The 12,314-nt window shown below is 69.9% G+C and carries 16 protein-coding genes; all 16 read right to left on the bottom strand.

The window, feature by feature from the left end:
• Positions 1–93: 93 nt before the first annotated feature.
• Positions 94–459 carry a 30S ribosomal protein S17 gene (rpsQ, locus tag AC5LUJ_RS01825; protein ID WP_493464364.1) on the bottom strand — a complete coding sequence of 122 codons (366 nt, stop codon included), beginning with the start codon at positions 457–459 and terminating at the stop codon, positions 94–96.
• Positions 456–761, bottom strand: a complete 306-nt coding sequence (rpmC, locus tag AC5LUJ_RS01820; RefSeq protein ID WP_250282598.1) for a 50S ribosomal protein L29 — start codon at positions 759–761, stop codon at positions 456–458. Before rpmC ends, rpsQ begins: the two co-directional genes overlap by 4 nt.
• Positions 761–1,177: a 50S ribosomal protein L16 gene (gene rplP / locus AC5LUJ_RS01815; protein ID WP_250282597.1), complete on the bottom strand. Its 417-nt coding sequence runs from the start codon at positions 1,175–1,177 to the stop codon at positions 761–763. Before rplP ends, rpmC begins: the two co-directional genes overlap by 1 nt.
• Before the next feature lie 4 nt (positions 1,178–1,181).
• The gene (rpsC, locus tag AC5LUJ_RS01810) at positions 1,182–2,111 is read right to left on the bottom strand and encodes a 30S ribosomal protein S3 (RefSeq protein ID WP_493464363.1); all 930 of its coding nucleotides are present in this window, start codon (positions 2,109–2,111) and stop codon (positions 1,182–1,184) included.
• Positions 2,111–2,533, bottom strand: coding sequence for a 50S ribosomal protein L22 (gene rplV / locus AC5LUJ_RS01805; protein WP_250282092.1), 423 nt, complete (start codon positions 2,531–2,533; stop codon positions 2,111–2,113). The genes rpsC and rplV overlap by 1 nt, the downstream gene beginning before the upstream one ends.
• Positions 2,526–2,807 (bottom strand): 30S ribosomal protein S19, encoded by a 282-nt coding sequence (rpsS, locus tag AC5LUJ_RS01800; protein ID WP_239310550.1) that lies wholly within the window; start codon positions 2,805–2,807, stop codon positions 2,526–2,528. Before rpsS ends, rplV begins: the two co-directional genes overlap by 8 nt.
• A 73-nt stretch (positions 2,808–2,880) precedes the next feature.
• A complete protein-coding gene (gene rplB, locus AC5LUJ_RS01795; protein ID WP_250282091.1) occupies positions 2,881–3,714 on the bottom strand; it encodes a 50S ribosomal protein L2 in 834 nt (277 codons plus the stop codon).
• 84 nt (positions 3,715–3,798) lie between these two features.
• Complete coding sequence (gene rplW, locus AC5LUJ_RS01790; RefSeq protein WP_250282089.1) at positions 3,799–4,095, bottom strand: 50S ribosomal protein L23; 297 nt, start codon at positions 4,093–4,095, stop codon at positions 3,799–3,801.
• Positions 4,092–4,907, bottom strand: coding sequence for a 50S ribosomal protein L4 (gene rplD / locus AC5LUJ_RS01785; RefSeq protein ID WP_493464362.1), 816 nt, complete (start codon positions 4,905–4,907; stop codon positions 4,092–4,094). The genes rplW and rplD overlap by 4 nt, the downstream gene beginning before the upstream one ends.
• Positions 4,904–5,638, bottom strand: coding sequence for a 50S ribosomal protein L3 (gene rplC / locus AC5LUJ_RS01780; RefSeq protein ID WP_250282086.1), 735 nt, complete (start codon positions 5,636–5,638; stop codon positions 4,904–4,906). Before rplC ends, rplD begins: the two co-directional genes overlap by 4 nt.
• 16 nt (positions 5,639–5,654) lie before the next feature.
• Positions 5,655–5,963, bottom strand: coding sequence for a 30S ribosomal protein S10 (gene rpsJ / locus AC5LUJ_RS01775; RefSeq protein WP_013875113.1), 309 nt, complete (start codon positions 5,961–5,963; stop codon positions 5,655–5,657).
• A gap of 168 nt (positions 5,964–6,131) precedes the next feature.
• Entirely contained in the window at positions 6,132–7,325 is a 1,194-nt protein-coding gene (tuf, locus tag AC5LUJ_RS01770; RefSeq protein ID WP_131768537.1) for an elongation factor Tu, read from the bottom strand.
• Positions 7,326–7,498: 173 nt separating this feature from the next.
• Complete coding sequence (fusA, locus tag AC5LUJ_RS01765) at positions 7,499–9,595, bottom strand: elongation factor G (RefSeq protein ID WP_250282084.1); 2,097 nt, start codon at positions 9,593–9,595, stop codon at positions 7,499–7,501.
• 6 nt (positions 9,596–9,601) lie between these two features.
• Positions 9,602–10,072, bottom strand: a complete 471-nt coding sequence (gene rpsG / locus AC5LUJ_RS01760; protein WP_250282083.1) for a 30S ribosomal protein S7 — start codon at positions 10,070–10,072, stop codon at positions 9,602–9,604.
• Complete coding sequence (gene rpsL, locus AC5LUJ_RS01755; protein ID WP_047221564.1) at positions 10,072–10,446, bottom strand: 30S ribosomal protein S12; 375 nt, start codon at positions 10,444–10,446, stop codon at positions 10,072–10,074. The genes rpsG and rpsL overlap by 1 nt, the downstream gene beginning before the upstream one ends.
• 534 nt (positions 10,447–10,980) lie before the next feature.
• Entirely contained in the window at positions 10,981–11,931 is a 951-nt protein-coding gene (locus AC5LUJ_RS01750) for an RsmB/NOP family class I SAM-dependent RNA methyltransferase (protein WP_250282082.1), read from the bottom strand.
• Positions 11,932–12,314: the final 383 nt, after the last annotated feature.

The raw sequence follows: 12,314 nt of genomic DNA, 5'->3' as shown, positions 1-12,314 counted from the left end.
GACTCGTCGCGTCGCCGTCGGGCCATCTATCCGTCGCCTGCCACTGCCCGGGCGACGCGCCAGCCATCGTCGCGTCGCCGTCAGCGGGTCGACCTATTTGGCTTTCTCCAGAATTTCCACCACGCGCCAGCGCTTCGTCGCCGACAGCGGCCGGGTCTCCATGAGCAGGACCCGGTCGCCGACGCCGCTGGTGCTGTTCTCGTCGTGTGCCTTGATCTTCTTGGTGCGCCTGATCGTCTTACCGTAGAGCGGGTGCTGCACCCGGTCCTCGACGGCGACGACCACGGTCTTGGTCATCTTGTCGCTGACCACCAGGCCCTCGCGGACCTTGCGGAAACCGCGGCCGGCCTCCGCCGCCGGCGCGTCGTGCCCCGCGCCCGTCGCCGCGCCGTCCGTCGCCGCGCCGTCCGTTGCCGGGGTGTCCGTTGTCGGGGTGTCGTCCGTTGTCATCCCACTCACGCCCGTTCCGCCTGGGTAGCCGTCTGTGCCTGCTCGGCCTGCGCCTGGTCAGTGTCAGCCGCGACCGCCACGCCGGTTCCCACCAGCTCCGGGTCCTCGGAAAGACCCAGCTCGCGCTCGCGCAGCACCGTGTAGATACGCGCGATGTCACGCCGGACGACCCGCAGCCGGTGGTTGCTGCTGAGCTGGCCGGTCGCGGCCTGGAAACGGAGGTTGAACAGCTCCTCCTTGGCCTCCCGCAGCTTGTCCCCCAGATCCTGCCGGGACAGTGCCCGCAGCTCGTCCGCGGTCGCGGTCGCCATCACGCACCTCCCTCACGGGTGACGAAGCGGCACTTCATCGGCAGCTTGTGGATGGCGCGCCGCATCGCCTCGCGGGCCACCGGCTCGGCGACACCGGACAGCTCGAACAGCACACGCCCGGGCTTGACGTTGGAGACCCACCACTCGGGCGAGCCCTTGCCGGAGCCCATCCGGGTCTCGGCCGGCTTCTTCGTCAGCGGACGGTCCGGGTAGATGTTGATCCAGACCTTGCCGCCACGACGGATGTGACGGGTCATCGCGATACGCGCCGACTCGATCTGCCGGTTCGTCACGTAGGCCGGCTCGAGCGCCTGGATGCCGAACTCGCCGAACGCGAGCCTGGTCCCGCCCTTGGCCGCGCCGTCACGGCTAGGGTGATGCTGCTTGCGGTGTGCGACCTTACGAGGAATCAGCATCGTTCTAGCCCTCCGTCTCCTGGGTGGCCGCGCCAGCGGCAGGCCCGGCGGTGTCGGCCGGAGACGCGGCCGGTGCCGTGGAGGCCGTGGCCTCGGAGCTCGCCGGTGCCGACGTGGCCTCGGCCGCGCCGCCCGCGCCAGCGCCGCCGCCGCCGCCGCGGCCACGGCGCTCGCCCTGGCGGGCCGCCGCCCGGCCGGCGTCGGTGCCACCGGTGGTGGTACCGGACGAGCCCGACCGCGGCCCGCGGCGCGGACGCTCCCGGCGGTGCTGCCGCTGCAGCGCCTCCTGGGCCTCCCGCTCCGCCCGGCTCTGCACGACGTCACCCTTGTAGATCCAGACCTTCACGCCGATGCGCCCGAAGGTGGTCCGGGCCTCGTAGAACCCGTAGTCGATGTTGGCGCGCAGCGTGTGCAGCGGCACCCGGCCCTCACGGTAGAACTCCGAGCGGCTCATCTCGGCGCCGCCGAGGCGTCCCGAGCACTGCACCCGGATGCCCTTGGCGCCGCCCTTCATCGCCGACTGCATGGCCTTGCGCATCGCCCGCCGGAAACTGACCCGGCTGGAGAGCTGCTCGGCCACGCCCTGCGCGACGAGCTGGGCGTCCACCTCGGGGTTCTTCACCTCGAGGATGTTGAGCTGGACCTGCTTGCCGGTCAGCTTCTCCAGGTCACCACGGATGCGGTCGGCCTCGGCGCCACGGCGTCCGATGACGATCCCCGGACGGGCGGTGTGGATGTCCACCCGCAGCCGGCCCTGGGTGCGCTCGATGTCGACCCGGCTGATACCCGCGCGCTCCATGCCCCGGGACATCATCTTCCGGATCTTCACGTCCTCGCCGACATACGCCTTGTACTGCTTGTCGGCGTACCAGCGGGAGGTGAACTCCGAAGTGATACCCAGCCGGAACCCGTGCGGGTTGACTTTCTGACCCACTACCGGGTCCTCCCTGTGCTCTTCGCGCCGCGGGTTCCCGCGACCGGCGGCCGGCTCTCCACGACAACCGTGATGTGGCTGGTCCGCTTGCGGATCCGGTAGGCACGGCCCTGGGCCCGCGGCCGGATACGCTTGAGGGTCGGGCCCTCGTCGACGAAGGCCTCACCGACCCAGAGCGTGGCCGGGTCGAGGCCGTGGTTGTGCTCGGCGTTGGCCACCGCGCTCGCGACCACCTTGTAGACGTCCTCGCTGGCCGCCTGCGGGGCGAACCGGAGGATGTCGAGGGCTTCGCGGGCCGAGCGGCCACGCACCAGGTCGATGACCCGACGGGCCTTCGTCGGCGACACCCGGACGTAACGGGCCGACGCGCGGGCGCCCGCCAGCCCGGAACGGGTCACCCCGTCGACAAGAGCGTCAGCCACGGCGTGACCTCCGGTCCTCCTTGACATGGCCACGGAAGGTCCGCGTCGGCGCGAACTCGCCGAGCTTGTGGCCGACCATTCCCTCGGTGATGAACACCGGGACGTGCTTGCGACCGTCGTGCACGGCGATCGTGTGACCGAGCATGTCCGGGATCACCGTCGAACGTCGCGACCAGGTCTTGATGACGTTCTTCGTGCCCTTGGCGTTCTGCACGTCCACCTTCTTGAGCAGGTGGTCGTCGACGAACGGGCCCTTCTTCAGACTGCGTGGCATGGCGTGTGTCTCCTCCTTCCCGCTCAGAATCGGTGGTCGGACGTTGGGTGCCGCCGGGTGTGCGCCATCGTGATCACCGCCGCCTGTTCTGCTTCCGACGACGGACGATCAGCGCGTCGCTCGCCTTTCGGGTCCTGCGGGTGCGCCCCTCCGGACGGCCCTTCGGGTTCACCGGGTGGCGGCCACCGGAGGTCTTGCCCTCACCACCACCGTGCGGGTGGTCGACCGGGTTCATCGCCACGCCGCGGACGGTGGGGCGACGGCCCTTCCAGCGCATCCGGCCGGCCTTGCCCCAGTTGATGTTGCTCTGCTCGGCGTTGCCGACCTCCCCGACCGTGGCCCGGCAGCGGACGTCGACGTTGCGGATCTCCCCGGACGGCATCCGCAGCTGGGCGAAGGGACCGTCCTTGGCGACCAGCTGGACGCTCGCCCCCGCACTGCGCGCGATCTTCGCGCCGCCACCGGGACGCAGCTCGATGGCGTGCACCACGGTGCCGGTGGGGATGTTGCGCAGCGGGAGGGCGTTGCCGGGCTTGATGTCGGCGGTCGGGCCCGAGGCGACCACGTCACCCTGCCGGAGCTTCACCGGGGCGAGGATGTAGCGCTTCTCCCCGTCGGCATAGTGCAGCAGGGCGATCCGGGCGGTGCGGTTCGGGTCGTACTCGATGTGGGCGACCTTGGCCGGCACGCCGTCCTTGTCCCGCCGGAAGTCGATCAGACGGTAGGCGCGCTTGTGGCCACCGCCCTGGTGCCGGGTGGTAATGCGCCCGTGGACGTTGCGGCCGCCCTTGGAGTGCAGCGGGCGGACCAGCGACTTCTCCGGGTGGTCACGAGTGATCTCGACGAAGTCGGACACGCTCGCACCGCGGCGCCCCGGCGTCGTCGGCTTGTACCTACGAATCCCCATCGTCACCCACCGTGTCCTCGTCCCCGCGGGCCAGGCCCGGTGAGGCCCTGGCCGCGGACGGCTGCGTACTCGTCGGTCTGCATGTCACGCACCGGGACCCCCGAAGATCTCGATGGAGTCCCCCGGCGCCAGCGCGACCATGGCCCGCTTGGTGGACTTGCGCTGCCCCCAGCCGGTGCGGGTGCGCTTGCGCTTGCCCACCCGGTTGCTGGTGTTGACGCTGAGGACCCGGACGTTGAATATCCGCTGGACCGCGATCTTGATCTCGGTCTTGTTCGCGTCCGGGCGGACGATGAAGGTGTAGACGTTCTCGTCCAGCAGGCCGTAGCTCTTCTCGGAGACGACCGGCTTGATGATCACGTCACGCGGGTCGGCACTCACTTGGTCTCCTCCTCGGCTACCGCGTCCTCGGCTGCCGCGTCCTCGGCTGCCGCGTCCGCGTCGGCACCGGCCGGTGCCGACGGCTCGTCGGAAGCGGTCCGCGCACCGCGGGAGACCGGCGTCAGCGCCCGGTCCACGAACGTGGCCAGTGCGCCGCGGGTGAACACCACGTCGTCGCTGACCAGCACGTCGTAGGTGTTGAGCTGGCCGGGGTCGAGCAGGTGCACGCTGGGGAGGTTGCGCAGGCTCTTCCAGGTGCGCTCGTCGGCGTGGTCGACCACCACCAGCACCCGCCGGACGTCCGCGATCGTCCGCAGCGCGACGCGCGCGGCCTTCGTCGACGGCGCGTCACCGCTGACGAACGATGACACGACGTGCACCCGGCCGCCGCGCGCCCGGTCGGACAGGGCCCCGCGCAACGCGGCGGCCTTCATCTTCTTCGGCGTCCGCTGGTCGTAGGAACGCGGCTTGGGGCCGTGCACGACGCCACCGCCGGTGAACTGCGGGGCGCGCAGCGAGCCCTGCCGGGCCCGGCCGGTGCCCTTCTGCCGGTACGGCTTGCGCCCACCGCCGCGGACCTCGCCGCGGGTGCGGGTGGAGTGGGTCCCCTGCCGGGCCGCGGCGAGCTGCGCCACCACCACCTGGTGGATGAGCGGCACGTTCAGCGGCACGTCGAAGATCTCACCCGGCAGGTCGACGCTGCCGCCCTCGCCACCGGCGGGGGCGTGCACGACGACCGTGCGGGTCTGTGGCAGCGCGCTCCGCTCGTCGTCGGCGGCCCGTGACCGCCGGCGCGCCGTCACTGCGCTCATGCCGATACCTCCTCGCTGGACGTCGCGGCGTCACCGGTGGCGGATGCCGCGGCCGGCTCGGCGACGGGCTCGAAGTCCGCCGGCGCGGGCCGCTTGGCCGCGCTGCGGACGAGCACCAGGCCGCCGTCCGGGCCGGGAACCGCGCCCTTGATCAGCAGGAAGCCGCGCTCGGTGTCGACGGCATGGATGGTCAGGCCGGCGATGGTGACCCGCTCGTGCCCCATCCGCCCGGCCATCCGCAGGCCCTTGAAGACGCGGCCGGGGGTGGCGCACCCGCCGACCGAGCCGGGCGAGCGGTGCTTGCGCTCGACGCCGTGGCCGGCGCCGAGGCCCTTGAAGCCGTGCCGCTTCATCACACCGGCGAAGCCCTTGCCCTTGGACGTGCCGGTCACGTCCACGATGCCGCCCGCGGAGAAGATCTCACCGGTCAGTTCCTGGCCGGGGCGGTAGTTGGTGGCGTCCGCGGTGCGCAGCTCCACCAGATGCCGCCGCGGCGGGACCCCGGCGCGCGCGAAGTGACCGCGCAGCGGCTGGGTCACCCGGCGGGAGTCGATCTCGCCGTAGCCGAGCTGGACCGCCGAGTAGCCGTCCCGGTCGGATGTCCTGACCTGCGTCACCACGTTCGGCCCGGCCTTGACGACCGTGACCGGGACGACGCGGTTGTTCGCGTCCCATACCTGGGTCATCCCGAGCTTGGTGCCCAGGAGCCCCCTGTAGTTGCGATTGAGCATGACTGCGCCGGCCCCTTTAAAGCTTGATCTCGATGTCGACACCGGCGGGAAGGTCGAGGCGCATCAGCGAGTCGACCGTCTTCGGTGTCGGGTCAAGAATGTCGATCAGCCGCTTGTGCGTACGCATCTCGAAGTGCTCGCGGCTGTCCTTGTACTTGTGCGGCGACCGGATCACGCAGTAGACGTTCTTCTCCGTCGGCAGCGGCACCGGTCCCGCGACCTGCGCACCAGTCCGCGTCACCGTCTCGACGATCTTGCGGGCCGAGCTGTCGATGATCTCGTGGTCGTAGGCCTTGAGCCGGATGCGGATCTTCTGTGCCGCCATGGTGGGCTTCGCCTGTCCTGTCTGTCTCGTCCGGCTGGCAGGCCCCACAGGGTCCGTTCCTTCGCCGGAGCTGCCGCCGGATGTACCGCTTGTTGTCAGGTGCGTGCACCGTGCAAGCGGCGGGCCGTATGCCCTGGATGAGGCATAGTGGGCCCGCCGCCGCGGTGGCTACTTCAGGATCTTGGTGACGCGACCGGCACCGACGGTACGACCGCCCTCGCGGATGGCGAACCGCAGGCCTTCCTCCATGGCGATCGGCTGGATGAGCTCGACCGTCATCTCCGTGTTGTCGCCCGGCATGACCATCTCGGTGCCCTCGGGGAGGGTCACCACACCGGTCACGTCGGTGGTACGGAAGTAGAACTGCGGGCGGTAGTTGTTGAAGAATGGAGTGTGACGACCACCCTCGTCCTTGCTGAGGATGTAGACCTGAGCCTCGAAGTTGGTGTGCGGCGTGATCGACTTCGGCTTGGTGACGACCTGGCCGCGCTCGACGTCCTCGCGCTTCACACCGCGCAGGAGCAGGCCGACGTTGTCGCCGGCACGCCCCTCGTCAAGCAGCTTGCGGAACATCTCCACGCCGGTGACGGTCGTCGTGGTGACGTCCGGCCGGATGCCGACGATCTCGACCGTCTCGCTGACCTTGACCACACCGCGCTCCACACGACCAGTGACGACCGTGCCACGACCGGTGATCGTGAAGACGTCCTCGATCGGCATGAGGAAGGGCTTGTCGATGTCACGCTCGGGCTCCGGGATGGAGTCGTCGACAGCCTGCATGAGCTCGAGGAGCTTGGCTCCCCACTCCTTGTCGCCCTCCAGCGCCTTGAGCGCCGAGACCCGCACCACCGGCACGTCGTCGCCGGGGAACTCGTACGAGCTCAGCAGCTCCCGGACCTCCAGCTCGACGAGCTCGAGGATCTCCTCGTCGTCGACCATGTCGGCCTTGTTCAGCGCCACGACGATGTAGGGCACGCCGACCTGGCGGGCGAGCAGCACGTGCTCCTTGGTCTGCGGCATCGGGCCGTCGGTCGCCGAGACGACGAGGATCGCGCCGTCCATCTGCGCCGCGCCGGTAATCATGTTCTTGATGTAGTCGGCGTGGCCGGGGCAGTCGACGTGAGCGTAGTGCCGGTTGTCGGTCTGGTACTCGACGTGGGCGATCGAGATCGTGATGCCGCGGGCCTTCTCCTCCGGCGCCTTGTCGATCTGGTCGAACGGCGTGAAGGGGTTCAGGTCCGGGTGCGCGTCGTGCAGGACCTTGGTGATGGCCGCGGTCAGCGTGGTCTTGCCGTGGTCGATGTGACCGATGGTCCCGATGTTGACATGCGGCTTGTTCCGCTCGAACTTCTGCTTCGCCACGGGTGTCCCTCCAAGGACGGGTGGTGTCGTGCCGTGCTGGTGGTCCTGGGACCGCCGGCGGCGCGGGAGAAGGGATCGCGCCGCCTGCCGGCCACTTGTAGCCTGCTAATGATCAATAGTGGCGCCGGGCCCGTGAGTGGCCCCCGGACGGGGCCGCCGCGCCCGGCCACCGGTCACTCCCCGCGCGCCTTCGCGATGATCTCCTTCGCGACTCCCGCCGGAACCTCGGCGTAGGAGTCGAACTGCATCGAGTAGACGGCCCGTCCCGAGGTCTTCGAGCGCAGGTCCCCGACGTAGCCGAACATCTCCGACAGCGGGACGATCGCCTTGACGATGCGCGCGCCGGACCGTTCGTCCATCGCCTGGATCTGCCCGCGCCGCGAGTTCAGGTCGCCGATCACGTCACCCATGTAGTCCTCGGGGGTGGTGACCTCGACCGCCATCATCGGTTCGAGCAGCACCGGGTCGGCCCGCCGCGCCGCCTCCTTGAACGCCATCGAACCGGCGATCTTGAAAGCGAGCTCGGACGAGTCGACGTCGTGGTACTGGCCGTCGAGCAGGGTGACCTTTACGTCGACGAGGGGGTAGCCGGCGAGCACGCCGAACTCCATCGCCTCCTGGCAGCCGGCGTCGACCGAGGGGATGTACTCACGCGGGATGCGGCCACCGGTGACCTTGTTCTCGAACTCGTAGCCGCCGCCGTCGCCGCCGGAGGGCTCGAGATCGATGATCACGCGGGCGTACTGCCCGGAGCCACCGGTCTGCTTCTTGTGCGTGTAGTCGACCTTCTCGACCTTGCGCCGGATGGTCTCCCGGTAGGCGACCTGCGGCTTGCCGACGTTGGCGGCGACACCGAACTCGCGGCGCATCCGGTCGACGAGCACGTCCAGGTGCAGCTCGCCCATGCCGGCGATGATCGTCTGCCCGGTCTCGTCGTCGGTGCGGACCTGGAAGGTCGGGTCCTCCTCGGCCAGCCGGCCGATGGCCGTGCCCAGCTTCTGCTGGTCGGCCTTGGTCTTCGGCTCGATCGCGACGCTGATGACCGGCGCCGGGAAGGTCATCGACTCCAGGATGACCGGAGCGTTCGGGTCACACAGCGTGTCACCGGTCGTGGTGTTCTTCAGACCGACGACCGCGACGATCTGGCCCGCGCCGACGCCCTCGCGGTCCTCCCGGTGGTTGGCGTGCATCTGGAGGATGCGGCCGATGCGCTCCTTGCGGTCCTTGGTGGAGTTCAGCACCGGGGAGCCCGAGGTGAGCCGGCCGGAGTAGACCCGGATGTAGGTCAGCTTCCCGACGTAGGGGTCAGTCATGATCTTGAAGGCGAGTGCGGCGAACGGCTCGCTCTCGTCCGGCTCACGGGAGACCTCGGTGTCCTCCCGGCCGATGGCGTGACCGACCGTGACACCGATGTCCAGCGGGCTCGGGAGGAAGTCGACGACGGCGTCGAGCATGGGCTGCACGCCCTTGTTCTTGAACGCCGACCCACACAGCACCGGGTTGAGCGAACCGGCCAGCGTGCCCCGGCGCAGCGCCGCCCGCAGCTGCTCCTCGGTCGGTTCCTCGCCCTCGAGGTAGAGCTCCATCAGGGCGTCGTCGTTCTCGGCGACGGTCTCGATGAGCTTGTCCCGCCACTCCTGCGCGGCCTCCAGGTGGTCACGCGGGATGTCGACGGTCTCGTAGGAGGCGCCCTTGTCCTCGGTGTGCCAGAGCAGGCCCTTCATCTGGATCAGGTCGATGACGCCCTTGAAGTCGGCCTCGACGCCCCAGGGCAGCTGGATGACGGCCGGGGTCGCGGCGAGCCGGTCGACCATCATCTCCACGCACCGGTGGAACTCCGCGCCGACCCGGTCCATCTTGTTGACGAACGCGATCCGCGGGACGTTGTAACGGTCGGCCTGGCGCCAGACGGTCTCGCTCTGCGGCTCCACACCGGCCACGGCGTCGAAGACGGCGACCGCACCGTCGAGCACCCGCAGCGACCGCTCCACCTCGACGGTGAAGTCGACGTGCCCCGGAGTGTCGATGATGTTGATGGTGTGGCCGCGCCAGGTACAGGTGGTGGCGGCGGAGGTGATGGTGATCCCCCGCTCCTGCTCCTGCTCCATCCAGTCCATCGTGGCGCCGCCGTCGTGGACTTCACCGATCTTGTAGTTGACGCCGGTGTAGAACAGGATCCGCTCGGTGGTCGTGGTCTTGCCCGCGTCGATGTGGGCCATGATCCCGATGTTGCGGGTCGCGGCCAGCGCGGCACGTACGTCAGCAGACATTGTTGGTTACCAGCGGTAGTGGGCGAAGGCTCGGTTGGACTCCGCCATCTTGTGGGTGTCCTCGCGCCGCTTCACGCTCGCGCCGAGACCGTTACTGGCGTCGATCAGCTCGTTCATGAGGCGCTCGGTCATGGTCTTCTCGCGGCGCTGCCGGGCGTAGCCGACCAGCCAACGCAGCGCGAGGGTGGTGCTCCGGCTCGTGCGCACCTCGACCGGTACCTGGTAGGTGGCGCCACCGACCCGGCGGCTGCGCACCTCCAGCGTCGGCTTGACGTTGTCGAGAGCGCGCTTGAGCGTGACCACGGGGTCGTTGCCGGTCTTCTCCCGAGCGCCCTCGAGCGCCCCGTAGACGATCCGTTCGGCCAGCGACTTCTTACCGCTGAGCAGAACCTTGTTGACCAGCGCTGTCACCAGCGGTGAGCCGTAGACCGGATCGACGACGACGACGTGCTTGGGAGCCGGGCCCTTGCGTGGCATCAGGCCTTCTCCTTCTTTGCTCCGTACTTGCTGCGCGCCTGCTTGCGGTTGCGGACACCCTGCGTGTCCAGCGTCCCGCGAACGATCTTGTAGCGGACGCCCGGAAGGTCCTTCACCCGGCCGCCGCGCACCAGGACGATCGAGTGCTCCTGCAGGTTGTGCCCCACCCCCGGGATGTAGGCGGTGACCTCTATCCCGCTGTGGAGCCGGACCCGGGCGACCTTGCGCAGCGCCGAGTTCGGCTTCTTGGGCGTGGTCGTGTAGACGCGGGTGCACACGCCACGGCGCTGCGGGCTCCCCTTGAGCGCCGGGGTCTTGGTCTTCTCGACCTTGTCCTGCCGGCCCTTGCGGACCAGCTGCTGGATCGTCGGCAACGCCGCTCCCGTTCCTCTTCCGTTCCTGCCGGTACCTGCCGTCATCTCATCTGTGTCCGACCCACGCTGTCCGACCCACGCGGTCGGGCGTGTCGCGACCCCCGGGAACAGCCCGACAACTGGGACGGTCTGCCATGGGAGTACGCCCGCCCGCCTTGGTGAAGGCCGGGCCACCCTCGGCACCACGGGCCCGGCAGGACGGGCCACGGTGCCACGGGACGGCCATGGGATGGCGCAGGACACAGGTCAACCTTGCAACGCACAGCGCCGCAGAAAGCGAGACTACAGACCCGTCGACGGCTGTGTCGAATCGGGGTACCCCACGTGCCACTGGTAGCCGGATCCCCCGCGCTGCCGGAACCGCCGGAACCGCCGGCAGCAGCGGGATCTTCGGCGCGCATCCCCTGGTCGACGATGCCGCACAGGCCGTTTGTTGTGATGGCGGCGTCCATCTGATGTGACAGCGTTGCTGGATGGTGCGCGGGCCGCTGCCCCCGGCAGCTTGGCCGGCCCGGCGGTTCCAGCCCGGCGGTGTCAGTCCGGCAGCTTCCGCAGCTTGCAGACGAAGAAGCCCTCGAACGCCGGGCCTGGCAGGATGCGCCGGGCGTCGGCGAGCGCCGGATGGAAGGTCTCGGTCCGCCAGTGGCGCAGGCCTGGCCGCCACGCGTCCGGCGCGGAGCCGTCGATGTCGACCTCGATCGGGCACACCTCGACGGGATGGTGGCGCAGCAGGTAGCTCAGCGGCGCCTCGTTCTCCTCCGGGCCGAACGTGCAGGTGGAGTACACCAGGATGCCGCCGGGACGCAGCAGCCGGCAGGCCGCCACCAGCATCTTGCGCTGCAGCCAGCCGTAGTCGGTCACCCGCTGCTCGGTCCAGTACCGCAGCGCCGAGGACGACCGCAGGTCGACCAGGCCCTCGCCGCTGCACTGGGCGTCCAGCAGCACCCGGTCGAAACGCTCCGTTATGAACTTGTCGGCGTACTGCGCCGGGTGACAGCTCGTCTCGGCCAGGCGGACGTGGAACTGCCGGGTGACCGCGCGCAGCTTCTCCAGCCGGGGCGCGATGCCGTCGTTGGCCCACAGCCGCGCGTCGTTACCGACCAGTGCCGCGATGTGCGCCGTCTTGCCGCCCGGCGCCGCGCACAGATCGATGATCGATTCGGCGGGCGCGGGCGCGAGGGCCAGCGCCGGCACCAGGCTGGAGATGTTCTGGATGTAGGCGTGACCGCCGCCGAACACCTCCGAGCCCGACAGCACCCGCTTGTCGCCGCGCAGGAGGTAGCCGTCGGGGCACCAGTCGAGCGGGTCGAGGACGAGCCCGAGATCCCCGATGGCGCGGTGGACCGCCGCCGCACCCAGCGGTGAGAGCCGGTTGACCCGGACGCCGGGACGGCGGTCCAGGCAGAGCCGCTCGACCACCTCGGGCTCGGCGAGCTGGAGGATCTCGGACAGCCGCCGTACGAACAGCGCCCGCTTCCGGCTCACCCAGCCCCCCGCCACGTCCTGCCCGCGCGCCACCACGGGTACGCCAGCCCGGCGACACCGCCGCCGCCGCCAAAATACCCACCGCGCACCCACAGCGCGGCCGGGCCCCACCCAGCCACGGCATACCTGGTTGACACCTGGTGATACCTGGCTGTAACTGGCCGGTGACCAACCGGCACCTGGCCGCGGCGGCCGGGCCCCGTCCAGCCCCGGCGCCGGTGGCGGCCCTGAGATATCCGCCACATCGGGTGCACGGGGCGTCACATACGAAGCGTCGCGGGCTCGACCGGACGAGACGCGGCCGGGACCACCGGCCTCACGCCAGGCATACCGCCGCCGGCGGGATGGCCGCAAACGCCCGGCCGGCGGCCACACCCCCCGGG

The organism is Protofrankia sp. CiP1_Cm_nod3 (assembly GCF_982290655.1).
Note: the sequence above shows the minus strand (reverse complement) of the source record. Positions and strands in the feature narration are given on the sequence as shown.